Origin of the sequence: Leptospira fainei serovar Hurstbridge str. BUT 6 (assembly GCF_000306235.2) — a bacterium.
Classification (GTDB): domain Bacteria; phylum Spirochaetota; class Leptospiria; order Leptospirales; family Leptospiraceae; genus Leptospira_B; species Leptospira_B fainei.
The window spans coordinates 39,857-65,101 of record NZ_AKWZ02000002.1; the positions used below are offsets into that span (position 1 = coordinate 39,857).

Annotated in this window: 20 protein-coding genes; 14 read left to right on the forward strand and 6 right to left on the reverse strand. The window is 42.5% G+C overall.

What is annotated here, in order from left to right:
• Positions 1 to 195 precede the first annotated feature (195 nt).
• Entirely contained in the window at positions 196 to 1,935 is a 1,740-nt protein-coding gene (locus LEP1GSC058_RS01600; protein ID WP_232224589.1) for a C45 family peptidase, read from the reverse strand.
• 233 nt (positions 1,936 to 2,168) lie between these two features.
• On the opposite strand from LEP1GSC058_RS01600, the gene LEP1GSC058_RS01610 reads away from it, so the two are divergent.
• The 5 genes from LEP1GSC058_RS01610 to LEP1GSC058_RS01635 all read left to right on the forward strand — a co-directional run bounded on the left by LEP1GSC058_RS01610 (position 2,169) and on the right by LEP1GSC058_RS01635 (position 7,638).
• Positions 2,169 to 3,275, forward strand: a complete 1,107-nt coding sequence (locus LEP1GSC058_RS01610; RefSeq protein ID WP_016548148.1) for an AraC family transcriptional regulator — start codon at positions 2,169 to 2,171, stop codon at positions 3,273 to 3,275.
• Between the two features lie 381 nt (positions 3,276 to 3,656).
• Positions 3,657 to 4,457 (forward strand): ABC transporter ATP-binding protein, encoded by an 801-nt coding sequence (locus tag LEP1GSC058_RS01615; RefSeq protein ID WP_016548076.1) that lies wholly within the window; start codon positions 3,657 to 3,659, stop codon positions 4,455 to 4,457.
• 6 nt (positions 4,458 to 4,463) lie between these two features.
• Complete coding sequence (locus tag LEP1GSC058_RS01620) at positions 4,464 to 5,228, forward strand: ABC transporter permease (RefSeq protein ID WP_016547905.1); 765 nt, start codon at positions 4,464 to 4,466, stop codon at positions 5,226 to 5,228.
• Positions 5,229 to 5,954: 726 nt separating this feature from the next.
• Positions 5,955 to 6,608: a hypothetical protein gene (locus tag LEP1GSC058_RS01630; protein WP_016548166.1), complete on the forward strand. Its 654-nt coding sequence runs from the start codon at positions 5,955 to 5,957 to the stop codon at positions 6,606 to 6,608.
• A gap of 196 nt (positions 6,609 to 6,804) precedes the next feature.
• Positions 6,805 to 7,638 carry a patatin-like phospholipase family protein gene (locus LEP1GSC058_RS01635; protein WP_016548205.1) on the forward strand — a complete coding sequence of 278 codons (834 nt, stop codon included), beginning with the start codon at positions 6,805 to 6,807 and terminating at the stop codon, positions 7,636 to 7,638.
• Between the two features lie 26 nt (positions 7,639 to 7,664).
• Here the strand turns inward: LEP1GSC058_RS01635 and LEP1GSC058_RS20115 are convergent, their stop codons facing one another.
• The 4 genes from LEP1GSC058_RS20115 to LEP1GSC058_RS01650 form a co-directional block, all read right to left on the reverse strand.
• Entirely contained in the window at positions 7,665 to 7,805 is a 141-nt protein-coding gene (locus tag LEP1GSC058_RS20115; RefSeq protein WP_016548051.1) for a hypothetical protein, read from the reverse strand.
• 137 nt (positions 7,806 to 7,942) lie between these two features.
• Positions 7,943 to 8,578, reverse strand: a complete 636-nt coding sequence (locus LEP1GSC058_RS01640; protein WP_016548106.1) for a response regulator transcription factor — start codon at positions 8,576 to 8,578, stop codon at positions 7,943 to 7,945.
• A gap of 92 nt (positions 8,579 to 8,670) precedes the next feature.
• Positions 8,671 to 10,971 carry a sensor histidine kinase gene (locus LEP1GSC058_RS01645; protein WP_016547909.1) on the reverse strand — a complete coding sequence of 767 codons (2,301 nt, stop codon included), beginning with the start codon at positions 10,969 to 10,971 and terminating at the stop codon, positions 8,671 to 8,673.
• A gap of 234 nt (positions 10,972 to 11,205) precedes the next feature.
• A complete protein-coding gene (locus LEP1GSC058_RS01650; RefSeq protein WP_232224590.1) occupies positions 11,206 to 12,384 on the reverse strand; it encodes a YncE family protein in 1,179 nt (392 codons plus the stop codon).
• A gap of 292 nt (positions 12,385 to 12,676) precedes the next feature.
• Here LEP1GSC058_RS01650 and LEP1GSC058_RS01655 point away from each other — a divergent pair, with 292 nt between their 5' ends.
• The 7 genes from LEP1GSC058_RS01655 (at position 12,677) to LEP1GSC058_RS01685 (ending at position 23,138) form a co-directional block, all read left to right on the forward strand.
• Complete coding sequence (locus tag LEP1GSC058_RS01655; RefSeq protein WP_016548129.1) at positions 12,677 to 13,009, forward strand: SRPBCC family protein; 333 nt, start codon at positions 12,677 to 12,679, stop codon at positions 13,007 to 13,009.
• 82 nt (positions 13,010 to 13,091) lie between these two features.
• A complete protein-coding gene (locus LEP1GSC058_RS01660; RefSeq protein ID WP_016548061.1) occupies positions 13,092 to 14,828 on the forward strand; it encodes a GAF domain-containing sensor histidine kinase in 1,737 nt (578 codons plus the stop codon).
• Positions 14,825 to 15,457 carry a response regulator gene (locus tag LEP1GSC058_RS01665; protein WP_016548267.1) on the forward strand — a complete coding sequence of 211 codons (633 nt, stop codon included), beginning with the start codon at positions 14,825 to 14,827 and terminating at the stop codon, positions 15,455 to 15,457. Before LEP1GSC058_RS01660 ends, LEP1GSC058_RS01665 begins: the two co-directional genes overlap by 4 nt.
• 225 nt (positions 15,458 to 15,682) lie before the next feature.
• Positions 15,683 to 20,668 carry a HAMP domain-containing protein gene (locus LEP1GSC058_RS01670; protein ID WP_016548274.1) on the forward strand — a complete coding sequence of 1,662 codons (4,986 nt, stop codon included), beginning with the start codon at positions 15,683 to 15,685 and terminating at the stop codon, positions 20,666 to 20,668.
• Positions 20,669 to 20,670: 2 nt separating this feature from the next.
• Positions 20,671 to 21,843, forward strand: a complete 1,173-nt coding sequence (locus LEP1GSC058_RS01675; RefSeq protein WP_016548241.1) for a histidine kinase dimerization/phosphoacceptor domain -containing protein — start codon at positions 20,671 to 20,673, stop codon at positions 21,841 to 21,843.
• Entirely contained in the window at positions 21,840 to 22,316 is a 477-nt protein-coding gene (locus LEP1GSC058_RS01680) for a response regulator (RefSeq protein WP_016547949.1), read from the forward strand. Before LEP1GSC058_RS01675 ends, LEP1GSC058_RS01680 begins: the two co-directional genes overlap by 4 nt.
• Before the next feature lie 42 nt (positions 22,317 to 22,358).
• Positions 22,359 to 23,138: a response regulator gene (locus tag LEP1GSC058_RS01685; RefSeq protein ID WP_016547868.1), complete on the forward strand. Its 780-nt coding sequence runs from the start codon at positions 22,359 to 22,361 to the stop codon at positions 23,136 to 23,138.
• Positions 23,139 to 23,201: 63 nt separating this feature from the next.
• Here the strand turns inward: LEP1GSC058_RS01685 and fbp are convergent, their stop codons facing one another.
• A complete protein-coding gene (gene fbp, locus LEP1GSC058_RS01690) occupies positions 23,202 to 24,200 on the reverse strand; it encodes a class 1 fructose-bisphosphatase (RefSeq protein ID WP_039947905.1) in 999 nt (332 codons plus the stop codon).
• Between the two features lie 204 nt (positions 24,201 to 24,404).
• On the opposite strand from fbp, the gene LEP1GSC058_RS01695 reads away from it, so the two are divergent.
• The gene (locus LEP1GSC058_RS01695; RefSeq protein WP_051133753.1) at positions 24,405 to 24,845 is read left to right on the forward strand and encodes a hypothetical protein; all 441 of its coding nucleotides are present in this window, start codon (positions 24,405 to 24,407) and stop codon (positions 24,843 to 24,845) included.
• Positions 24,846 to 24,951: 106 nt separating this feature from the next.
• The gene (locus tag LEP1GSC058_RS01700; RefSeq protein WP_016547923.1) at positions 24,952 to 25,167 is read left to right on the forward strand and encodes a hypothetical protein; all 216 of its coding nucleotides are present in this window, start codon (positions 24,952 to 24,954) and stop codon (positions 25,165 to 25,167) included.
• Positions 25,168 to 25,245 lie beyond the last annotated feature (78 nt).

Genomic DNA, 25,245 nt, shown 5'->3' on the forward strand with positions numbered 1-25,245 from the left:
TTTAATCGTAGTTGCGCTATGGATGTAGACAAGATACCGAAACATACCCACTATTCGCTCTTACAGTCAAATGTAAATTCCATAATATTTTAATACTTATCGCTAAGAACTTGTCTCGTAACTCATACTATCTTTCGATAAGAAGTCCAATATCGATTCAGTCTAATCGAATATTCTTTCTCGTTTTTATCCATATTATAGTTCGTTTGCGTCCACCAATAGGAAATTCGGAGAAACTTTTCTTAGTTTTCGCGCCGAATAGCTTCCATTATCACTGAAGGCCTTTTTCTTCCAGACAAAGTTCTGAGAAGAATCATCCGATTTCCGAACTTTTTTATAAAAATGTTCGGATCCAGATCTTTTTCCGGAAGCCGAATAAGTCCGTGCAAGCCAGAGCTCCGCCTGTCGTTTGCGAAAAGGAGACGATTCGTAGGCAACCGCTTTCTCCAAAAGTTCTCCACCTTGTCTAAATCGATCTTTTTCCAAATGCAGCATAGCCTCCAAAAACAGAAGGGACGGATCATTTTCCGCGTATCGACCGGCGAGCTGAAGTTGTTCGATTACTTCATCCAAATTTGCGGAGGTCGCCGTATCATTCAATAACATTGCATTTTTATAATGTTTTACGGCTATCGTTTGTCCCGAATTATCGGCTTTGCCGTTTTTAGATTTTTCCTTTTTAGGAAAATCGATAATTTTATGACCCGGGGACTCCCAACTCATAGGAATTTCAATGTAAGGGCCGCCGCCGGTCGGCGCTGTGCCCACTGAAATATAGATCTTTTGGGCCTCCGGACTCATTACTACCGATTTTACCGAAGTAATTTGTCTGATGGTCGAACCCATGACCCTTTGGCCGCCGCTTGTCGGATCGATTGAGTCGTTTAACAAATTTTGTAGATCTAATACACTCGTTCCTTTTGGCTTTTGTTCGTCCAAGAGCTGTTGCGCACGATCATATCTACTTTGACTATGGTGGGAAAAAACCGGAGCCGCTAGCAATTCTCCCTGCTGTAATCGCGAGCTTAGGTAATGATTCGTATTTACGAAACTCTCGGCGCCCTGATTGGAATATGTGATATCCACGTCTCCGTAGTTGGTTTCTATCACGGCGGCTTTCGGCCCTTTTTCCGTATAATTCGTAACGATCGCTCCCCAAGTGGAATTAATTTTATTAGACCTGGCTATTCTTGCGGCATCATCTATCGATTTGGCTTCGGAAATAATTTTATGTCCGAAGTCAATGACACCTAATCCCCCAAAGCCGACTTGTCGATGGAATCTCGTATGAAACGCTATCGTTAAACCCGCTTCATTGAACGCGGTTATACCGGGAACATCCGCACCGCGACATGCAATATAACCGTATCGCAAACCGCTAGTCGGAGTACAAAATACGATAATCGGCCGTAAATCCCAAACATCGACTCCAGGAAAATCAAAGTTTCGTGCATGGTATAAATTCCCGTCCTGACTTTGGTCTCCCCAAACCGCTACGCTCGTACATGCAGGAACCAATTGCGCATTTCCCCAGCCGGTTATATGACCTAGCTCGGGAAGAATTTGAATTTTTCCCAAGAGACCTACTGCATTTTGAAATGCATCCATGGTAAATAACTCTCTTTCAATTTTGGAAGATTGCCCAGCCACCGCTAGTGCTGCAAGAGTCCGCTTAGAAAATTCCGCCGGCCTATGCTTCTTCATTTTGCCTTGCAGGGCTTTTACAAAAAGAGAAGTAACTCCCTTAGCCAAAGAATTCCGGCTTCCTCTGGGCAAGCTGCCTAATAGCAAATTTTGAGCCATTGCAGGATAGAAATCGAAGATCGGTTCGAACTGACCTATGACGTTCATGATTTCGCCGAATTGTCGGCCCATTTCCTCCTGGGTTCCTTTCAGTTGTAAAATTGCTAGTGGGTGAGTCTGTCGCTGATTCATATTTCATAGAATATCATCGAAAAAAAAAACATCGACCGCACTTATCGGTTGGGGCGTTCTATCCTATCGGATAGGACATTTTTTCGCTCTATTTCCTTTTTATTTTTTAGATTCAGGTATTTGATTCCGAATACCAAGTTTGAGATGGATTTTCGGTTTATATCCTTTTCGGCGCCGTGAAAAAGATAAAGAAGAGGAATGATTCCTAAGGATTCATTGAAAAGAACAACGATATGGAATTTGTTCATCATAGCTTAAAAATAATGATTTATTTCGGAGCGGGGGTTTCCTTTCTCTATGCCTTTCTTGAGGTCATAAAGCCGAGCCCTTCGAGTAAATTATTAGTGTTAGTGATGTTACTCACCGGCTCGATTCTTATTCGTTACGGTTGGTATTCCGATTCCTGGCAGATCGAAAATCCGTATTTATTCCTATTTCTTCATACTAGCATAACTCTCGTCGGTCCGTTGCTTTATCTTTACGGGAGTTCCCGTCTATACGAATCCCTGGATGAAATCGTCAGTTTCCGGAATTCAATAACCAAATACGGACCTCATTTTCTGCTTTCCTTCTTCTTCGCAGTTTTCGAAATTTTCTACTTTCAGCAGGATGCGGTAGAATTACGAAATCTTGTTCAACGGAGTGCGATTCAATTCGACTGGGATTTAATACATTTCGGAACACTTATCGCCTGTATTCAAGTCTCTATCTACTCCTTATTCTGCCTGCATATCTATCATAAGATCAGCCGTAAATACGAGATTTACGAGCTGAAATTGGTGTGGATCATTCTTCTATTACCGGTGATTGCGAATAGCATGATCGGGCCTGCTTTCTTTTTAAAGAATTTTCTCCTATTCGAAATCGGAGCCTCTTGTATAAGCCTCATCGTTTTCATGATGTTCGTTTTGAAAGAAAGATATCCTGGCTTTTTCAAGGAAATGAATCTTGTCATTCATACCGCCAAATACCAAAATACGAGCCTCCTCCCGAAAGAAATTCAGCAAGCCGACGAAAAGATTAAGGAAATATTGGAACGACAGAAATTCTATCGCGATAACGAACTTCGCCTGACCGATTTAGCCGCCGGTTTAGGTTTAACCGTCCATCAAACTTCTCGCTATTTGAACGAAATTCATAGAATGAGTTTCTACGAATTGATAAACCATTATAGGGTCCGGGAAGCCTGCAGGCTTTTAATCGCCAATCCTACAACATCGGTATTAGAGATCGGTTTCGAAGTAGGGTTTAATTCTAAGTCGACCTTCAACTCGCAATTCGTAAAGGTCACCGGAATGTCTCCCGCATTGTACAGAAAAAATTTCTTAGGAAGAGAATAAGGAAGGACGAGGAATAAGTTTTAATTTTTCGATCAGATAAACAACTTCAAAATAAGTTTGATAGTCGAGATCAAAATTACTTGCCGTAATCTCGGCTTTCTTTCGCTTCTTGCGGTTTCATTCGATGATATTATAAATATGTGATTCACATTTTTTGAAACAATATTAAATATTGAAATTTTTTGCGGTGCAATTTGCGCCATTTGCTTGCGCTATAATTATAGCTCCATGATCAATTGATACTCGATTCTTTTTGGGGATCCTGTTTACGCGAAATAGGTGGAGTGATAATTATCAGAAAAATTTTGCGAATTATGAATCGATTAATTTCAATTCTAAATCAGCATATGAAAACGGCTCTTTGGTAGCGGGTGTCAATTTATGAATATTTTAGAAGTCCATAACCTAAGCAAATCGTTCGGTAAATTAGCGGTTGTCGACTCTCTTAATCTAATAGTCGAAGAAGGGGAGATTTTCGCTCTTATTGGCCCGAACGGGGCAGGTAAAACCACGACAATTAAGATGTTGACCACGCTTCTTCCTCCTAGTTCGGGCGAAGCTTATATAGGAGGGTTTAATCTTAAAACCCAAACCGATCAAATCCGTCGAATGATCGGTTACGTACCTCAGATGGTTTCAGTGGATGGAAATTTAACCGGTTACGAGAATTTAATGCTATTTGCTAAACTTTATGATCTTCCTCGGAAAGAGCAAAAAGAAAGAGTTAAGGATGCGCTTCATTTTATGGGTTTGGATTCTTTTGGAGAAGTGCTAATTCAAAAGTATTCGGGTGGAATGGTTCGAAGATTGGAAATTGCGCAAGCGACAATTCATCGACCTAAATTGCTGTTTCTTGACGAGCCGACGGTCGGATTGGATCCGATCGGGAGAAACGTTGTTTGGGAACATATATTGGCGCTCCGGAAGGAATACGCCACTACTATCGTAATGACAACGCATTTGATGGACGAGGCCGAAAAACTTTGCACGAGAATAGCTCTAATGTCGAAGGGAAAGCTAGCGGCAGTCGGTTCTCCGGCTCAACTAAAAGAATCCATCGGAGGTTCCAATAAATCGCTGGAGGAAGTCTTTATACACTATGCTCAAGAAGACCTAAACGAATCCAACGGAAATTTTCATTCGGTTAATTTGGAGCGGAAAACCGCGAAAAGGTTAGGTTGATTCGTAATGATTAATTTTATTAAAAAAACGTTAATTATTAGTGAACTGGAAATTCGAAAGATTATACATGATCCTTCGGAAATCATTACAAGGTCCGTTCAACCTGCTCTTTGGTTGCTGATTTTCGGACAAGTTTTTGCAAAGATGCCGTTTTTAGCGAATCGAACAGATTATCTTTCGTTTATGACTCCGGGGATTCTTGCCCAAAGCGTATTATTCGTTTCAATTTTCTCCGGTATCGCCATAATCTGGGAAAGAGATCTCGGGTTAATTCAGAAGATGCTAAGTACTCCGACTCCAAGAACAGCCATGGTTTTGGGAAAAGCGATCTCGGCAGGATTTCGTACTCTCCCGATCGTTATCATTATTTATCTTTTAGCGCTTATCTTAGGCGTATCGATTCATTGGGACGTTTTTAAGATCCTGGGTGTCTTATTATTCGTGTTTTTAGGTTCCATATTCTTTTCCACTTTTTCTTTAATTATAGCCTGTTTGGTTAAGACTAGAGAAAGGTTCATGGGAATAGGTCAATTACTGACTATGCCTTTATTCTTCGCGAGCAACGCAATCTATCCGATCGAAATCATGCCCGATTGGCTTAAGATGATCTCTCATGTAAATCCTCTTACATACGTGATTGACGCGCTTCGTTCGCTAATGCTGGACTTCCCCTCGAATTTCGGAGTGGTTTTCGATTTCGGAGTCTTATTTATCGCTTCCTTTTCGGTAGTTCTTATCGGAGGGGTTCTATACAAAAGAGTTGCCGTATAACGGAAAATACGGTTTATATTTTTCGCTTCCGTTCTTAATAAATTAAGATTCGAGTAGAATTTATTCCGAAATCGAGCCGGTTTCGCAAACGTTCAATTTCAAATCCGCCATTCGTACTTAAAAAGTCCGGATAAGGATCCAAGAGAACGGTACGTTTGTTAAATGAATTCTGCTTACATCCGATTTTTACTATAAACTCTTCAAAGAGCGGAATCTCGATTTTATAGTCGGCTTGATTACGAGTTCGGGATTGATAAATCGGTTTTGATTCCGGAACTTTCTCCATCTATGCAAGAATAATCAATTCAAGTTTTTCATTACCGACGGGCGCTGCTCCTTGTGCAGAGCAGCATTCAATTAATGCGCGCTTGAAGTCTAAATTCTTACAGCAATGTCGCCGCTACGCTTATAAACGTAGATTCGATGGAAGAAATTCTTTTGCCTTGAAATTTTTTCTTTTGCGTTTTCCAATCTTTCGGCGGAATTTCTATAAGTTTAAATTCTTAGAAAATAATAAAAAAATGTGGTCTTTCCGCTACAAACTGGAAAAGTCGGGCGATCCGGGGTCAAATGCGGATATATGTTTGCTATCGGATAGCTATTAGAAACCATTTCCAATTTCACGTGCCAGTTAAAACGCTATCCTAACGATTTCTTATTTTTACTGAGCCGGGAACTCTATTAAGGCTATTCGATCTTTACCAATTAAATGGAGACGAGAATAAGATGAACTTGGCGGATTTAGCTACCAAATTAATCGACTATGAGAGCCGCACCTATCATGACCAAGCCGGTAAACCGATCGTGGATCTCGAAAATAAATTCGCTATTTTTGGAATTCGAGGTTATACGCTCCCGAATAACGTTTTAACAAAGAACGACGATAAAATTAACGTTTACAACGACTCATTGATTCTGGTCAGAAAAACGAGTCAGCTGGAATATCACTCGTACAATGCCACATTAGATCCGGGGTTGACTTGGTTACGAATGGCAATGAATCCGTTAGGAACCGCTCGGTTAAAAGAGGGGCTCTATAAATATAAAATCGGTATTCACCGGGGACATCCTGCCCTGAATCAAGATTCGCAGGTCACGGTCCAACGATACAAGGAACATCAGGATCAGGCGCCTTGGGTTTCCTGGAAGGAAGAGAAGCCCAGCATATTCCAAACGGGTTGGTTTGGTATCGATATTCACGCTAAGTCTACGCCATCTGAAGAAGTGAATGCAGCAAGCGCCGGATGCAGCGTAGTGGATAGCACTTGGGACGGTGCGCCGTGGAAAGAATTTTTCGGTTTCATCCAATCCGTAAAAGCCACACAATCGTTTTACTACTATTGCGTATTAGACCAGGCAACCGTAGACGGTTTAGTATAATAAAATTATAATATACTAAGAAATCGTAGCGTCGGCCCGATAAGCTTCCTCACAACGCGAACGATTTCGATCCACCATTAAATTATTAGAATTTTGCTTATCTTGCTAAAGACTTTGGCATGAACTATGATCGGCCGGTCGATCAGGATTTATAAAAATCGTAGATTACGAAAATGTTCTACTAAGGAAGGAAATTATGAATATCAAGGGAAAGAAAATCTCGCTTGTTCTAGGCGGTGGAGGTGCATTAGCGGCTTTCGAAGTCGGGGTTATTCGGTGGCTAAAGGAGAACAATGCGCATATTGTCGGCAGTTATGGGACGTCGGCGGGAGCGTTGAATTCAGCGTTATTAGCCCAGGATGATTATAAGGGCCTCGAAGCGTTATGGGGATCTTTCACCGAAAAAAAAACCTTTTTTAAGCAATGGCCGCTAGGAATATTTCAATCTTATTGGAAACGTGCGGCTTTGAACCCGGCTCCACTCTATAAATTAATCGAAAAATATACGGATCCATCCAAAATATTAAGAAGCGGGATCCGCTTCGGCGCGATTATGACTAACATGTCTCTCGGCACTAAGGAATCCTATATTTTATCGAAAGAAAATTTATCCGAATTTAGAAAAGCTCTCGAAGCTTCGTCGGCGGTTCAAAGTATTTTTCCGCCGGTTCAGATTAACGATTATCTCTATGGAGATGGCGGATTAACCGAGAACGTTCCTTTAGAGTTAGCTAAGAAGGATATCAGCAATTCAAACGCCGATTTGTTTGTGGTCATAAGCTGTAGCAAAGTTTTAGATCCGGTTTTACCGGCAAACGCCAATTATTTTAGATATTTAATCAGAACGATCGATATACTTCTGAACGATCGAGAGAGAAGCGGATTGGATAAGCTTGAGCCGGATACGATATTGATTGAACCTGATAAAGGATCCGGATTTTTCTCTATATTAGATACTCGGCAAGAGTCTCTTCAGAAGTTAATCGGCTTAGGTTACGATAGAGCAAAGACCCTCTTTCAATCTTCCTAAATAGCTTCGTCAATGCGTATCCGCTCTTAAACGTTCCGGCTTTGGTTGACGATTTTATCGAGTAGAAGGGTGCCATTATCGTCGCTTTTACTCTTAGAACAACCGCCGAATAATAAAGTGAATCCTAAAGCGATTAGAATGAGCGATACTTTATTCTTAAAAGACATACTGTTCTCCAGTGAGTTGATGCCATTTAGAATAGACTCAAGCGATAAGATTGACAATTCGTAGAAACCACATCGATGCAAATACTCTTACGTGATTTACTTACAATTAATCAAAAATTTATAGAACTTCCCATTTTTTACGAATCTAGAAGATCTCTAAGTTGCACGAGAATTGTCGAGAATTGCATGCTTCCTTTGACTCCTAGTTTTTCAGCGGCGTTCGCACGATGTGCTTCAACGGTTCGTAAGCTGATTCCTAGCATCTCCGCGATCTCACGATTCATAAAACCTTTAGATATATATCGTAGGAGTTCCTTTTCCCTTTCCGTCAATTTATGGAAAGAGAGGATGAGTTCTTCCGGTAAGACCTGGACACCCACCGGGAAATCCGGAAATAATCTTTCCCCGGAAATCATTTTTCTGACCGCTGATAATATTTCCAGCGGCTCGGAATCTTTTAATAAATAGCCGCGAGCGCCCAATTGTCCGGCGCGGCGTAAATGATCCCAGTCACGAGAAGAAGTTAGGATTGCGAATGGAAAACTTCTACGCTCCGTTTGAAGTTCCTCTAACAGAGCAAATACGGATCCGTCCGGAAGTTGAATATCGAGAAGAGTCAAATCCGGAAGAGGGTCTATACGCAATCTATGTTTCGCTTGGTTTCTAGAACGAGCTACTCCGTCAATTCTAAGATCATCGACTCCGATCAGCGCATTCTCGAGGCCGGCAAGCACAAGCGGATGATCGTCGACAAAAAATAAACTACGCTTCAATCCCAACAATTCCTTCCACTAAAGGTATTCGTCCTATTCGACCGGTCAATTGTTAATAGAACTAAAACTATCAGAAAATATTCCGATTGAAATCAAACGTGCGAGGGTAACTCGATCGTAAAACGACTTCCTTTTCCCAATTCGGAATGAAAATGAATTTCTCCTCCATGAGCGAGTACGATCCGTCTTACCACCGCCAAGCCTAACCCGGAACCTTTTTGATCTCCACCGATAAGTCCGAAAGGTTGGAACAATTTGCTTCGCAATTCGGGTTTTATACCCGGCCCATTATCCTGAAAAATAAAATAGAGTCGATTATCTTCGCGATCTATGACGACTTGAAAGGATCCTCCAGATTGCATTGCGGCGGCGGCATTCCGAGTCAGATTTAGGACGACTCTACGAAATCTGTCCACGTCCATACGAACGAAACCTTGTTCTCGTAAGACGACTTTATATTCTATCGGTATGTCTTTCAATTGATCCGAAAGATCGGTCTCGATGCGTTTTGCTATCTCCGATAAGGCGTGCGTTTCCAAACGAACTATAATTCGCTCCCTCGCAAAATCCAGAATGTCCAAGGCCATATTTCTCATGTATGCGGCCTCTCTTTCGATCTGCTCTAGAATCACTCCGGCGGACTCGGGTTCTTGTAAAGCGGTGCGGACTTGGATTCCGATAACCTGACAATGATGATTGATGTCGTGAACGATTTCCGACGCGGCCTGGCCGACGGTTGCGAGAGCCTCCGCTCTAATCTTATCGATATTCTCCAAGACAACGCCTAGCGATTCGCAAACGCCGGTAATGTACAGCTTTTCCCTTTCAAGGTCTTGGACCTTAATTCCTTCACATTCTAAAACGCAAAGAATTTCATTACCTCTAAGCACAGGAAGACGCAGTCGAGTTCCGAGAAGTTCTAATTCGGATAATGAGCCGAGTTCCTCGTTGAAATCAGATAAAGCGGCCTCCGGTAATGAATTCGAGTCTGGAAGTAATCGAATAAATTTCTCCGAATCCGGCTGGGAAAGAAATACGCAATATCCGCTCTTTATGTTGAACGCTTCGAGAATTCCCGAGAACGCCGTCCATATTGCGGTTTCTCTACTATTTGATCGGTTCAAATTTCGAGTGATCATTAATAGACTTTCCATTCTTAGCGCGAGTCTTTCGCTTAAATTGAAAGTATTAGCGTAACGAACGGCGAGGTAATACGAGTGAGTCAGTAAAAAAATATGTAGTCCTATAGCCGAAAAATATCCCGAACGAATTATAGACGATGTATAGAGCACATCGTTTAAATTTGCAAGAGTGGAAGCTATCCAACCTAACCAAAGAACAGCGGCGCCCGTTTCTTTCCGGAGAATAGCTATGAAATTAATGTAAAGAAAATAGATCGAACAGCTAAAAAGTACCAAATGATAAATAGAAGCGAATTTGGTAAATATGAGCGGATCTGAAAATAAGACAAGTGCACTGAAAAATCCCGAAATAGAGGCAAAAACTCCGAACACATATCGATTATAATATTTTTTGAAAAGAGTGAACAAATACCAGTGTAAGACAGGAGCTCCGACATAAACCGTTAAATAGTCTAGTCTCACTAACGATTCCCATGATAAATCGGGAACAAGCTGCAAAATATAGCGCTGTCCCGTTACTAGGCTTCGAACGGCCATTATAAAACAAAAAAGACCCAATTGCAAAAAAGTCAATTCCCGTCGCCGAACAAAAAAAATCAAACAATGATAGACTCCGATCATAAAGATCGAACCGGCAACGAAGAGCTCCAAAGCGATCGAGTTGCGTTGATCCGATAAGAGGGAGTCGGCCTTTCCGAACGATAACCCTTGCCAGACACCTCCCAAACGATGATGGAAATTGGAAACGTGAAGAAGTAATTCCGTTTCACCGGAAGTCTCGAACGGGTAGACTGCAGGACGCCATTCGGGAAGTTCCTTTTCACGAGAAGTTCCTACGATTCCATTTTTTCCGACGATCTTTCCATTTACGTAGAGGGTATATGCCGACTCCAAATCTATTACAGAAATCGCATATAATGAACGCTCTTCCGGCAGAATTAGTTTTAGACGATAGCTTGCGTACCCACTGGAGTCTAAGGTTTGTTGACCGACGCTTTTCTCGTTCCAGAAGCCCGGCATCGGAAAATATTCCGCAGGGATCGGATTTCGATAGAATGAGGGGATCAATTGTTTCCAGTAAAATTCCCAGGAGCCGTTCAAAAGTAGAGGGGATGATTCCGGATTTGCCGCTCGCAAATCCAAAATACCGGATTCGATTTTCGAATCCTTTGATTCGACCGACGAATTAGAACTCGCCTTACATCCTACACAAATTGAGAATAGTAGCAGAAAGATATAGAGAATGCGCATCGTTGGTTTGGATCGATCGGCCCGCAATCATCCTAGAAAGAATATACTCTTAGTCAACCCGCTTATTAAGCGAATACACATGTTACAAAAGTTAAAAATTCAATATGAACGGGTATCTTGCAAGGCAATCGTTAAAAACATACGAGTGACACAATTATCCGATTAAAGTCAAATTTTTATTTCACAACCGGTATCCCAAACCCCGAGGTTCCAGTTTTAATCAACGAATGCGGATCATTCGTTGATGGAAAAGAGATAAAAACCGGATTTTCCCAACTGAGATACCGCATCGCTTTCAGGAATCGTAGCGAAGTTTCCATCGGTGCTGAAAACGGAACCGCCCGGCTCCCACGCCGACTGACCTGTTTGTAATGAGGAAACCGGTATCTTTTTTAGGCTTTTTAGGGATGGCCAGGACCGAACTTCCACCGATCCACCGTGAACGAAAACAAATACGAATCTTCCGGTATTTGAAAAAATTAAATTTCTGGCACCTCTGATCGAATCGTACGTTTCCTGTTCTAGGGAAGATAAATTCGTCTTTACCAACTTGCCCGTTTCGTTACTTAAAATCAAAAGATTCTGATTCGTCGGATCGAACGCTACGCCGTACGGAGAAACCGGAATCGGGAAGTCCGATATTTTTCCGCTTTTCAAGTCCAATACATGCCCCTTTACGAGTTTCTTCCAAACTAATTCAGAATATTCTAAAATAGCTAACTTGCTGAAACCGGAACTTGCCGTAACTACCGGTTCGAAATAGATATTATTGCCGCCGGCGATCTTTTCAAGAGAGAAGGACGCAACTTCTTCGATTTTTTTAGAATCGATCAAAAAACTCATGATTGAGATCGAAGACGGCCAACCCATATTGTCCTTATTCTTCTCGATTCGATAATAATAGATTCCATTCTTCGAGTCTATTCCGATTGAAATCATGAGATTTCTGAGTATGGATTTGGATTCGACCGAATTCGGACCGACTTTGATTTCCAAATTTTCGAACTGATCCAACTCGGATACGGTTTTACTCCAGTTTATTTTATTCGAACTTACGTCCCAATCCAAGTAAATCGTTCTTTCAATCGTTTTCGATTGTCCCGGTTTGCTCCTATTTTTAAGAAGCAGGCCGCCTTTCTTTCCATCGAAAAAAGCGAGATTCGTATTGAATTGAACGAACGATCTGCCATTGGAAAAAGTTCTAATAGGTGCAGATTCTATAAAAATATCCGAATTGTTTGCCGCAAATTCAGCGATCGGCGGAGACATATCCATGATTTTTCTTTCCAGCATATCGAATATAAGGAACGTCACCGTATGTTTCTCTAACGATTCCCAATTTTCATTTTTCTGTCCTACTAGAACATAGCGATTTGCATCCAATTTCAAAAAGGAATCCGCTCGATTTTGCACTTTGTAGCTTTCGAGCTTTTTTAAAGATTGGGAAGAAATTTCCCAGGCGAATAGTCCTATAAATACAATTGTTAAGCGTATTGATATATCCAGAAAACTCCTCACAAAACTCCCCAGAAGACAAAAATCGAACGCTCAAGAAGTACGGCAACCGATCGGATCAGGCAAGAATATATTCAGTGTTATCGATTTTATTTACCTAACATATCCAACCGAAAGGAACTATGCATTTCATTTGACCTCGATTGCCCTTTAGATTCGCGGATTCGTTTTCATTCAGGAAGGCAAAACCATGCCGGACATTCTTCATCGAGTAGGAATCGATTCTCCCATTCAAAAGGTCTTCGAAGGCATTACTAGCATAAATGGATTACGTCGCTGGTGGGTGACAGATACGAAGGGAGATGCAGAGTCAAATTCTACGATTCTCTTCGGATTTGCCAATATGAAAGTAATCGAGTTGCAACCTTACGAATCCGTAAAATGGAAATGCATTCAAGGACCGGGGAAATGGCTGGACACCGAAGTTAAGTTTCGGTTCGAATATAAGGAAAACCAAACTTTCGTAATTTTTACCCATGCAAACTGGAAAGAACCGGTTGAGTTTATGCACCATGCTTTTTAAAATATTACCTTTTTTTCAATGACGCATAGTCTGGCGGGAAAAACGAATTGAAAGATCCTATTTAAAAGAGATAATCAATGCCGTGCCGAACCAGTTAAATATAGAATATGATCGAAGCTTAATTTTAGAAGAGTGGAATCTTTTTGAAAACAGCATCGAAGCCCCACTATTGCTTTTAGATCGCTCTTGGAATATTCTTAAATGGAATAAATCGGCAGAAAGAATATTCCAAAATCTTGGAGAAGGGACAGAATTCAAGACTCTTGTTCAAATTCTGCCGGGGTGGAGCGGGCAGAATGATTTCTTGGCATTAACTTTTCTTGCCGTTATACGTTCAAAAAATGCGGAAACGAATTTATCCTCCAGACTCGTTTCTATTTGGCAGAGTTCTTCGGATTGCGATTTCTATTTTGCGATTTTTGAAGATGCTACTTCACCTATTTACAAAAATAATTTTTTATCTAAGCGAGCGATATTGCCTTACGGTCAATCGTTTCAGGAACGGGATCTTCCGCTAGGCCCGATTATTTCCCGAACTCTATCCTTAGCATCGGAAGACGAAGCTGAAAAATCGGATTCGGAAAATAGGGAGCAACTTCTCTGGAAGATATCTATTTTAAACCTTCTTCAACAAATCTCGACCGCGGCAAACGAAGCGGATGGTGTCGAATCGCTTCTTCAATTTGCTTTAGATAGAATTTGCCTTATATCAGGCTGGAAGTTAGGTCGAGTCTATTTGTGGTCCTCCGAGACGGAATTGCTTGAGTTAGCATCGATCTGGTATGTAGAGGAAGAAACAGCGCTCAAAACATTGAAGTTAGAATTGGAAAAGCAAGTTCATTCTACTGCGTCGAGCGTAGCAATGAGAGTCATGCGAGAAAGAAAGCTGATATGGATGGAGGATATTCGAGCCGAATTCACGGTGTTACAGTATGAATTGGCGCAAAAGGCGGGCATTTCCTTCTGTTGTTCTATCCCGCTATTTGTTCGAGAAACGATCGTAGGTGTTTTGGAATTTTTTTCCGGTCCGGAAGCCCCGGAGCCTTCCTTCTTGGAAGCCTTAAGGCATATCGGTTCCCAAATCGGACGAGTGTTTGAGAGAACGTACGCGGAGAGTTACCTACGTAATTCTAGGGAAGAATTACGGGCGTTGGCAGCCCGTTTGCAACGAGTAAGGGAGGAGGAAAGGGTTCGGATCGCCCGTGAAATTCACGATGAGTTAGGACAACTTTTAACAGTCTTGAAAATCGATCTTTCCTTATTGCGTAAAAAGAAGAAGGAGATCGTACATGACGAAGAAAAATTGATAAATGAAATAAATTCTATGAGCAAAATTGCGGATTCTGCCATTCAATCCGTGCAACGAATCGCCACAGAACTTCGACCCTTAATCTTGGACGATCTCGGTTTATTGGAAGGACTGGAATGGTATGCGAAGGACTTTCAAAAACGATCGGGAATTATCTGTAATATCTCCATTAATGTTGATGCCCCGCTGAGCATCGGTGCGGAGAGTGCGACGGCTATCTTCAGAATATTCCAAGAAACGCTTACCAATGTGATCAGGCATTCTCAGGCAACTATTGTAGACGTTTCTTTAAGCGAAGACGGATCTAACTTACTATTATCCGTCAGTGATAATGGGGTCGGAATTCCTTCCGATGAGATTTCAAATTCTAAATCCTTAGGTTTGATTGGAATGAGAGAAAGAGCCGCGATTTTAGGCGGAGAGTTATCGATCGAAAATAATAATTCCAGAGGCACTAAAGTGGCAGTAAGAATTCCCCGAGAAGAAACATCGAATACGGTACCGTTATGATTGATACAATACTCGCTGACGATCACGTACTAATAAGAGAAGGCCTTAAAAAAATTCTGGTCGGAGAACAGGATATTAACGTAGTATACGAAGCCGAAAACGGAAAGCAGGTCCTTGAGTTTCTCACCGATCGTTCCGCCGATATACTTATACTCGACCTGAATATGCCGCTTATGAACGGTTTAGAGACTGTTAAATACGTTCATAAGTCCTGTCCGGATATGCAAATTCTAGTCTTAAGCATGTATCCCGAAGAGCGATTTGCAGTTCGGGCCTTGAAATCCGGGGCGGCCGGCTATATAACGAAAGGCAGCGCCGGAGACGAATTAATCAACGCAATTCGAAGAATTGCGTCCGGCCAACGTTATGTAAGTCCGGAAGCCGCGGAGGTACTAGTCAGAGAACTATCCAACCCTGCAGATCGCTTATCCCACGAGATTCTTTCAGAGCGCGAATTTCAGATTCTTCTACTATTGGCAAAAGGTAGAAACGTTCGAAGTATCTCGCAGGATTTAGGTTTGAGTGTAAATACAATCAACACATATCGATCTCGAATTTTATATAAAATGAATTTAAAATCTACGCAGGAATTAGTTCGCTACGCTTTCGATCAGCAGCTACTTGAATAGGTAATCCTCTCAAAATCGTTCAAATTCCATGCTGATTTGATTCGAAAATCGGGTCATATAGACTCCATTTACGTTGTCACATTTTTAGCGACAAATACTATCGCCGTTTAACTATAATAATACGATGAATTTAAATATCAATTTTTGTTGTTACTCTTCCATTTCCGTTGCATAATTATTACTTTCTGAAATATTTTTCGCATCTTTAGCACCGGGGTGAAGGCTATGGTTTCCACGAAAACGACTGAAATTCCCGTTAGAGACACTCTCGACTTAAAACAATTATTAGAAGTTTTGTCGGCTTTAAAAAGGGGCGATCTTTCACGACGAATGCCTCTGGATCAAATCGGTATCGCAGGTAAAGTATCAGACATTCTTAATGAAATTATAGATCAAAATGATCGGATGGTAAAGGAATTCGAGCGAATCAGTAACGAGGTCGGCCAGGAAGGAAAAATTTCACATCGTATCAGCGCCGTAGCTACAGGCGGTTCCTGGGCGGCCTGCATGAATTCCGTTAACTCTCTCATAGGCAATTTAGTACAACCGAATACTGAAGTAATGCGCGTAATCGGAGCGGTCGCCGGCGGCGACCTTTCCCGCAATATGTCCTTAGAAATCGAAGGACGCCCGTTAAAAGGAGAATTTCTACGCACCGCTAAAATCGTAAACACGATGGTGGATCAATTGAATTCATTCGCATCCGAGGTGACCAGGGTGGCTCGGGAAGTGGGAACGGAAGGAAAGCTTGGAGGGCAGGCGGATGTTCGAGGAGTAGCCGGAACCTGGAAGGACCTAACCGATAGTGTGAACTCCATGGCTTCCAATCTAACCGGACAAGTTCGAGATATCGCTGAAGTAACCAAGGCAGTTGCAACAGGTGACTTATCCAAGAAGATCACCGTGGATGTAAAAGGTGAGATTCTAGAACTCAAAAACACGATCAACACGATGGTGGATCAATTGAATTCGTTCGCATCCGAGGTGACCCGGGTGGCAAGAGAAGTGGGAACGGAAGGAAAGCTTGGAGGACAAGCTGACGTTCGAGGAGTTGCCGGAACTTGGAAGGACCTCACGGATAGCGTGAACTCCATGGCTTCCAACCTTACCGGACAGGTAAGGAATATTGCAGAAGTTACAACTGCAGTGGCTCGAGGAGATCTTTCTAAGAAGATCACAGTGGATGTAAAGGGTGAGATTCTAGAACTTAAAGATACCATCAACACGATGGTGGATCAATTGAACTCATTCGCCTCCGAGGTGACCCGGGTGGCACGAGAAGTGGGAACGGAAGGAAAGCTTGGAGGACAAGCGGACGTTCGAGGAGTCGCCGGAACCTGGAAGGACCTCACCGACAGTGTGAACTCCATGGCTTCTAACCTTACCGGACAAGTAAGGAATATTGCGGAAGTTACGACTGCAGTGGCAACCGGTGACTTATCCAAGAAGATCACCGTGGATGTAAAGGGTGAGATTCTAGAACTCAAAGACACCATCAACACGATGGTGGACCAATTGAATTCGTTTGCATCCGAGGTGACCCGGGTGGCACGAGAAGTGGGAACGGAAGGAAAGCTTGGAGGACAGGCTGACGTTCGAGGAGTCGCCGGAACTTGGAAGGACCTCACCGACAGTGTGAACTCCATGGCTTCCAACCTAACCGGACAAGTAAGGAATATTGCGGAAGTTACGACTGCAGTGGCTCGAGGAGATCTTTCCAAGAAGATCACAGTGGATGTAAAGGGTGAGATTCTAGAACTTAAAGACACCATCAACACGATGGTGGACCAATTGAATTCGTTTGCCTCCGAGGTGACCCGGGTGGCAAGAGAAGTGGGAACGGAAGGAAAGCTCGGAGGACAAGCGGATGTTCGAGGAGTTGCCGGAACCTGGAAGGACCTCACGGATAGCGTGAATTTTATGGCGAATAATCTTACGACCCAAGTCCGAGGTATCGCCAAGGTGGTTACCTCAGTAGCTAACGGAGACTTAAAGAAAAAATTATATTTAGAAGCGAAGGGAGAAATTGCCGAACTCTCCGATACGATCAACGATATGATCGATACTTTAGGTTTATTCGGAGATCAGGTCACGACAGTCGCAAGAGAAGTGGGAATCGAAGGTAAATTAGGTGGCCAAGCAAGTGTTCCGGGAGCGGCGGGATTATGGAGAGATCTAACGGACAACGTGAATCAATTGGCAAGTAACCTTACCACACAGGTTCGAGCTATCGCCGAGGTCGCCACAGGTGTGACGAAAGGCGACTTATCCCGAACAGTGATGGTGAAGGCCGCTGGAGAAGTTGCAGCTCTTTCGGATAATATTAACGAGATGATTCGAAATCTCAGAGAAACTACTAGAATCAATACCGAGCAGGACTGGCTCAAAACGAATCTTGCGAAATTTACGAGATTATTGCAAGGGCAAAGGAACCTCGTAAACGTAAGTAAGTTGATTTTGTCGGAACTCGCTCCTCTTGTTTCCGCGCAACACGGAGCTTTTTTTATTACCGAAAACGCAGAGGAAGAAGCCTCCTTGAAACTCCTAGTAAGTTACGCATACAAAGAACGCAAGGATATCTCGAATCGCTTTAACCCAGGTGAAGGATTGGTAGGCCAATGCTATTTGGAAAGAAAAAGAATTCTGTTAACTCAAGTTCCGGATGATTACATTAAGATCAGCTCGGCGTTAGGGGAATCCGCTCCTCTGAATATCGTCGTGCTCCCGGTTTTATTCGAAGGAGAAGTCAAGGCTATCATTGAATTGGCCTCGTTTCCGAGTTTTACACCGATTCATTTAAACTTTTTGGATCAGCTAACTGAAAGCATCGGAATCGTTTTAAATACGATCGCGGCTAGTATGAGAACTGAAGAACTTCTAATACAATCGCAAACTCTAACGGAGGAACTCCAAGGACGTCAGGAAGAGCTGACTAAAACGAACGAACGATTGGAAGAGCAAGCCAAGTCTCTACAAGCATCGGAGGATCTGCTTAAAGAACAGAGGGAGGAATTGCAGGATAAAAACGACGAACTGGAAGAGAAAGCTAGACTTCTAGCTAGAAAAAATAATGAAGTCGAACGAAAAAATATGGAAGTAGAGCAGGCAAGACATTCTCTCGAAGAGAAGGCCAGACAACTCGCTTTAACATCCCGATACAAATCGGAGTTTCTTGCCAATATGTCGCACGAATTAAGGACGCCGCTTAACAATATGTTGATCTTATCTAGATTATTGTACGATAACGAAAATAATAACCTCTCGATTAAGCAGATCGACTATGCGCGCACGATTCACAGTTCCGGAAACGACCTACTGCAGCTGATCAATGATATATTGGATCTATCAAAAATAGAATCCGGCAAAATGACGGTCGATCTGGATTCAGTCTCATTTCAAGAATTCGCGGATTACCTTGAAAGGTCTTTTAGAGAGACCGCCAGAAATAAGGAACTCGAATTCAAAGTAGATTTAAATATCGATCTTCCGGCAAGAATGACAACGGACCTGCAAAGGTTACAGCAAATCTTGCGAAATCTACTCTCTAATGCGTTTAAGTTCACGCATAAGGGAGGAGTACGTTTGGTCATCGCCCCCGTCAAATCGGGCTGGAGTAGCGATCACCAAATTCTGAATCAATCGAACTCGGTGATAGCCTTCTCCGTCATCGATACTGGAATAGGTATCCCTCCGGAAAAGCAAACTTTGATTTTCGAAGCTTTCCGCCAAGCTGATGGAAGCACGAGTCGGAAATATGGCGGCACAGGTCTAGGATTATCCATCAGCAAGGAGATAACTAGATTATTAGGAGGAGAACTTAGACTCACAAGTCAATCGAATACGGGTAGCACATTCACACTCTATCTTCCGATCGAATACATACCGACGGATGAAGCGCAAACCGCAGGAGAGTCGCCAGAATGGATTCAGTCGAACGGAATCAGCGATCGAATAAATCCGTTAATTCTAAATGAATCGTTCCCTAAAAGTTCCGTCAGAGTGCCGAGGCGTTTGGTTGAAGACGATCGTTCTAGCCTTTCAGGGGAAACGATCCTAATCATCGAAGAAGAGGAAGCTTTCGCTATACTCCTTTTGGAAATGGCCCGAAAGAACGGATTCAAAGGTCTAGTCGCATTGGACGGTAAGACCAGCTTTTCCCTTCTCAAGGATTTTTCCGTTCAAGCGGTATTGTTAGATCATCGATTGCCCGACATGAACGGTTGGCTCATCCTTAATTGGTTAAAAAAAGATCCGAAATTCAGACACATTCCGGTGCAGATAATTTCCGAACAAGATGAATGGAGAAGAAGTCTTCGAATGGGCGCTCTGTCACACATAACCAAGGCGATCGAACCGAATTCAATTCAGGAAGTCTTTGATAAATTCTCGAATTTTAAAAATAAAACCTCGAGATCTCTCCTGATTATCGATGAAAGCGAAGAAAGATTAATAGAACTTCACGAATTGTTGGGCGAACAGGATTTGAGTATCGAAACGGCGGGAAGCGGCCGCGAAGCGTTAGACTTCTTAATGCAGGGTTCTTTTGACTGTATTTACTGCTCATTTAAACTGCCGGATATCCCTTTCTTTGATTTTGCACATGAAATCAGTCACTTAGGGAAGGAAATTATTCCGATCGTTCTTAACGTTGATTCCGAACTTAGCCAAGCTCAGGACCTTGAAATTCAAAATTTAAAGAATAGATTTATACTTAAAGAAGTGGAGTCGCCGGCTTTAGCCGCGGAAGAAATATCGATATTCCTGCATCAACCTTTCGAGAATCTAACGTCTTTACATCAAAAATTGATTAAGGAGACTTTACATAACGACCAGGCGCTGAAGGGCCGCAAAGTGCTCATCGTAGATGACGATGTGCGGAATATTTTTGCGCTAACCAGCGTTCTCGAGCAGCATAAAATGAAAATTGAACATGCGGAGAACGCCCGAGACGGTATCGAGCTTCTAAAAAAAACCGAAGACGTCGAAGTCGTGCTAATGGACGTGATGATGCCGGATATGGACGGTTACGAAGCTATGAGATGCATTAGAGCGGACGAGAATTTCGTCGACCTTCCGATCGTAGCCCTAACGGCTAAAGCTATGAAAGGGGATCGAGAAAAGTGCATCGACGCGGGGGCTACCGATTACATTACAAAACCGGTAAGTGTAGATCAGTTACTTTCACTACTTCGGGTCCTGTTGGGCAGATGAATATGGATTTAAAATTTAAAGTAAATATCCTCATCGTTGACGATAATCCCGAAAACATACGGGTTATGGAATACATTCTTGCCGATCCGGAATTGAATATAGTTAAGGCATATTCGGGGCAGGAAGCCTTAAAATTACTCCTTGATCCCGAAGATTTCGCTTTAATATTCATGGATGTCCGAATGCCCGAAATGGACGGATTCGAAGTCGCTTCGTTGATACGCCAACGTGAAAAATGCGCGCAAATCCCGATCATTTTTCTGACCGCTTACAGTAACAGTGATACTGTCATGTTCAAGGGATATTCGCTAGGAGCGGTCGATTTTTTAATTAAACCGATCGCCCCGGAAATACTAAAATCGAAAGTCTCCGTATTTGTCGACCTATTCAAAAAAAATAAAATTCTAATCCTGCAAGAGGAGTTGCTTCGACAAAGCCATGATGAGCTCGAGGTTCGAGTCAAAGAACGTACGGCCGAGTTACATCGAGTCAATGGCGAACTAATGACGGAAAATTTAGAAAGAAGACGGGCAGAGGAAGCCCTGCGAAATTCCTTGCGAGAGAAGGAAGTGCTTCTTCGCGAAATACATCATCGGGTAAAGAATAATCTTCAAATCGTATCAAGCATATTAAGTTTGCAGGGAAACTACATTAAGGATCAGAAATCGTTGGAGATGTTCGAAGACTCTCAATCCAGAATCAGATCAATCGCGCTCATTCATGAACTGTTGTACCAAAACGAAGATTTGGCTAAGATGGATTTTAAGGAATACTTAAGTAATTTAGTGACCAATTTATTCAGAACTTACCGGATAGATTCTAAAATCAGTTTCGAAATTGATGCCGATCCGGTAACATTCGGATTGGATTCGGCTATACATTGCGGCTTAATCGTAACCGAGCTAGTAACAAATTCCCTGAAGTACGGCTTCCGAGGTAGAGAGGAAGGTAAAGTCTCGGTTTCCATAAAAAATCTCGAAGATGAATACATTTTAACGGTCGAGGACGACGGTATCGGATTTCCGGATAATTTTGATTATAGACAAGCCGATTCTTTAGGCTTACAATTAGTAAGTACGCTTGCCGAGCAGATAGACGGGCAATTGCATTTGAATCGAGAGTTTGGGACGAAATTTACGCTAGCGTTTAAAGATCGGAGTCGGGTAAAGAGATGAGTACGAATTTAGCCAGAATTCTAGTTGTAGAAGATGAAAGTATAGTCGCGAAAGACATCCGAAGCCGCCTAATTCAAGCAGGATATTCCCATATAAGTATAGCCCGTAACGGAGAAGAAGCGATTCGTAGGGTAATCGAAGCTCCTCCCGATCTATTATTAATGGATATTATGTTTTCTTCGGGTGTACTCGACGGCGTCGAGACTGCAATGGCATTCGGAGGGAAAATAGACGTTCCTGTTATTTTTCTGACCGCATACGCGGACTCATCGTCAGTTTTGCGAACTATTGCGACAAAACCGTACGCTTACGTATTGAAACCGTTTCGAATCAGAGGACTTCAAGTTCTAATTGAGGCCGCATTGAGTAATCACGCATTGAAGAAGAAAAGAAAGGAAGGCTATCTCTTATTCAGCTGTATTTCAGAAAATATTAAAGGTATTGTTGATATGGAAGTCTGCAGAACCTACTGATCGAGTCATGATTTTAGTAACAACCGGAAAGGAAGGCGCAGTTTGGGAACGGCAAAAATACTCATCGTTGAAGACGAAGGACTCGTCGCTCAAGATATCAAGCACAGAATTTTAAGAATGGGTTACCCGGCTCCCTTTATCGTCTATACGGGAGAGGAGGCAGTTACAAAAGCTGAAAATACCGATTTAGATTTGATTCTTATGGATATAATTCTATCCAACGGATTCATAGACGGAGTCCAGGCGGCGGAACAAATTCATAAATTTTCGGACGTACCTATCATTTACTTAACCGCTTCTTCCGACGCACAAACGCTATCTAGGGCGAAGGCAACCGGACCCGACGGTTACATTCTAAAACCTTTTCAAAGTAGGGAACTTCAAATTGCGATAGAGCTTACTTTATACAGGCATAAGATTGAAAAAGGATTTTTAGAAGAGGATCGTCTTGTATCGGCGACACTCTATAATTTGCAAGAAGGTATCGTTGCGGTCAATCGGTCGGGAAATATTTGCTTTATTAACGGAGCCGCGCAAAAGTTGACCGGCTGGAGTGAGCCGGAAGCGTCCGGACGCCCGCTCAAAGAAGTAGTCAGAATCTTGGCTTCTTCTCCTTCTAAAGATGCGGATATAGAGACTTTGCTAAAAACGGAATCTAACAGAGACATTCCTTCGCATGGTTTTATAGTCTCGAAAGATAGAGTTATGACGGAAGTGTTGACGGTAAATAAATTCGTCATAGTGGAAGGGGAATTAGACCTTGCCTACATCCTAGTAATCAGAGACTTTACCGATTCGATTTCCAATAATGCATTAAAATGAAATCGAATCGGAGGAACGAGGAAGTCTCGACCGGCATCACATCAAATTCGGAATTCTTCCTGACTATTTTTTGATAAAAGTAAGGAAATGCTCCACTTCTTTTTTTGAACCCACGATAAATGTAGTTCTTTCGTGAAGTTCGGACGGTTGTAAGTCCAAAATTCTTTGCCCTTCTACCGTAACGGCAACTCCTCCTGCTTGCTCGGCGATCAACGCCATCGGCGCGACTTCGTATAGCAATCGCAGTTTTCCCTTCGGATATTTCGGAGATTTGGTATCGTTTGGATACAGGAAGATTCCGCCTTTCAGTAAATTTCTATGAAAATCCGCAACAAGAGATCCTATATAACGAGCGGATTGAGGTTTGCGTCCGCCTTCGATGGATTTAATATCTCGAATATAATTTTTTACTTCGTCCGACCAGTAATTATAATTCCCTTCGTTTATGGAATAGATTCCGCCGGATTCAGGCATCTTCATTTCCGGATGAGAAAGTATGAATTCGCCGCAGGAAGGATCCAAAGTAAATCCGGAAACTCCTTTGCCGACGGACAAGACTAGCATAGTCGAAGATCCGTAAACGATGTATCCTGCGGCTCTTTGTTTTGCCCCTTTTTGAAGTAAATCTTCCTTGGTTCCCGGCGTTCCTTGAGGCGAGGTCCGTAAATGAACGGAGAATATCGTACCGATCGATACGTTAGCATCTATATTGGAAGAGCCATCCAGGGGATCGATCGCAATGGTATATTTTCCAATCTTATAACCGGACGGAATCGGAATGATATTTTCCTGCTCCTCGCTTCCCATTGCACAAAGGTGACCGCAACGAGTGAGAGTATGGGTAAAGATTTTATCCGCATATTCGTCCAGCTTCATGACCGTTTCGCCCTGTACGTTCGTTTGGTCGGTCGAACCCAATATGTTATCGAGCAACCCCGCCTTTCGGACTTCCCTAGAAACGATTTTTGCTGCGTAAACCAAGTGACTCATGAGAGCCGTAAAATCTCCCGTCGCTTGGGGAAGCTTCAATTGTTCCTCAATCAAATACTGGGAAAGACTCATCAATTGGGTCGGATGTGCGGTCGTCACGGGAATCTCCTGTAGTTAGCAAATGGTACTCGGTTATGAAATCGTGCCCTGTTGAGAAGACAAGCCGGATTTGTGAGAAAGAATCGGCTCTAACGTTGAATCGGGAGGGGGAATTTTAACCGGGTGGCCGCCATTTTGCAAAAGAAAAAAAGGGTGAAAATCAAATCCGTTCGGTCGATATTAAGAAAAGCCGTGAATTCACCAATAACCAAAACGCAGATTCCGGATGTATTCGAAGAATTTACCAACCAGTTCCTGAGAGACGTAAAGAATTCCTTGAGTTCGGAGATGGTTTTAACTCATTTTTATTTCCAAGACCTCTCCCAGTATTTTCGACTTTTGGGAGAACAGAAATCCGGTGAAATTCTAACCGATTTAAAATCGGTCATACAGGCGCATTTGCGACCATACGACAAACTCTACGTTTTGAATTCCCGGTCCTTTCTGACCTTTTGCCCGGATTGTCGATTGGATATCGTAAAAAGCAGGTTTGATGAAGTCATTTTTCAAGTGAATCATCTAATTATCGATTATGAAATTCGTTTCCTCGAAATCACCGAGCCGTTGAATTCTTTTCGACCCGTATATGAAAAGTTACTTCGCCCCTTGATAGGGTAGTTCCAGCGTCGGTTTTACCCCCCATTCAAAAATCTTATCACATTAAAAAAACTCTCTTCTGAAAATGAACGTTTGTACCGTAAATTGGAACGTACGGGAGATAAAGATGGAAGATAGAGCGAAAAAATTTAGAGCCACCTTGGAACGTTATATCAACTATCGCGGAATTGATATTATTCTCACGTTGAAAGATGGAACTATTATCGAACTAGATAAGAACCGCAGAATGGACGGGGATATCGTAATTAAGAACGGAACCTTCGGAATCGAGGCTACGATTGAAATTTCTAAAATACAGAAAGCCGATTTCTTTGCCGCCTGAGATAGTTTGTAGGAACTTCTACAATCCATTTTGTCCTAAAATTGCGATCCGGAATTCTCGTTCCGAATGAATCCGAGG

Excerpts from the sequence above, each read along its gene's own strand:
- LEP1GSC058_RS01600 (WP_232224589.1), bottom strand. The coding sequence starts at position 1,935 with ATGAATCAGCGACAGACTCACCCACTAGCAATTTTACAACTGAAAGGA.
- LEP1GSC058_RS01610 (WP_016548148.1), top strand. The coding sequence starts at position 2,169 with ATGGAATTTGTTCATCATAGCTTAAAAATAATGATTTATTTCGGAGCG.
- LEP1GSC058_RS01615 (WP_016548076.1), top strand. The coding sequence starts at position 3,657 with ATGAATATTTTAGAAGTCCATAACCTAAGCAAATCGTTCGGTAAATTA.
- LEP1GSC058_RS01620 (WP_016547905.1), top strand. The coding sequence starts at position 4,464 with ATGATTAATTTTATTAAAAAAACGTTAATTATTAGTGAACTGGAAATT.
- LEP1GSC058_RS01630 (WP_016548166.1), top strand. The coding sequence starts at position 5,955 with ATGAACTTGGCGGATTTAGCTACCAAATTAATCGACTATGAGAGCCGC.
- LEP1GSC058_RS01635 (WP_016548205.1), top strand. The coding sequence starts at position 6,805 with ATGAATATCAAGGGAAAGAAAATCTCGCTTGTTCTAGGCGGTGGAGGT.
- LEP1GSC058_RS20115 (WP_016548051.1), bottom strand. The coding sequence starts at position 7,805 with ATGTCTTTTAAGAATAAAGTATCGCTCATTCTAATCGCTTTAGGATTC.
- LEP1GSC058_RS01645 (WP_016547909.1), bottom strand. The coding sequence starts at position 10,971 with ATGCGCATTCTCTATATCTTTCTGCTACTATTCTCAATTTGTGTAGGA.
- LEP1GSC058_RS01655 (WP_016548129.1), top strand. The coding sequence starts at position 12,677 with ATGCCGGACATTCTTCATCGAGTAGGAATCGATTCTCCCATTCAAAAG.
- LEP1GSC058_RS01665 (WP_016548267.1), top strand. The coding sequence starts at position 14,825 with ATGATTGATACAATACTCGCTGACGATCACGTACTAATAAGAGAAGGC.
- LEP1GSC058_RS01670 (WP_016548274.1), top strand. The coding sequence starts at position 15,683 with ATGGTTTCCACGAAAACGACTGAAATTCCCGTTAGAGACACTCTCGAC.
- LEP1GSC058_RS01675 (WP_016548241.1), top strand. The coding sequence starts at position 20,671 with ATGGATTTAAAATTTAAAGTAAATATCCTCATCGTTGACGATAATCCC.
- LEP1GSC058_RS01680 (WP_016547949.1), top strand. The coding sequence starts at position 21,840 with ATGAGTACGAATTTAGCCAGAATTCTAGTTGTAGAAGATGAAAGTATA.
- fbp (WP_039947905.1), bottom strand. The coding sequence starts at position 24,200 with ATGAGTCTTTCCCAGTATTTGATTGAGGAACAATTGAAGCTTCCCCAA.
- LEP1GSC058_RS01700 (WP_016547923.1), top strand. The coding sequence starts at position 24,952 with ATGGAAGATAGAGCGAAAAAATTTAGAGCCACCTTGGAACGTTATATC.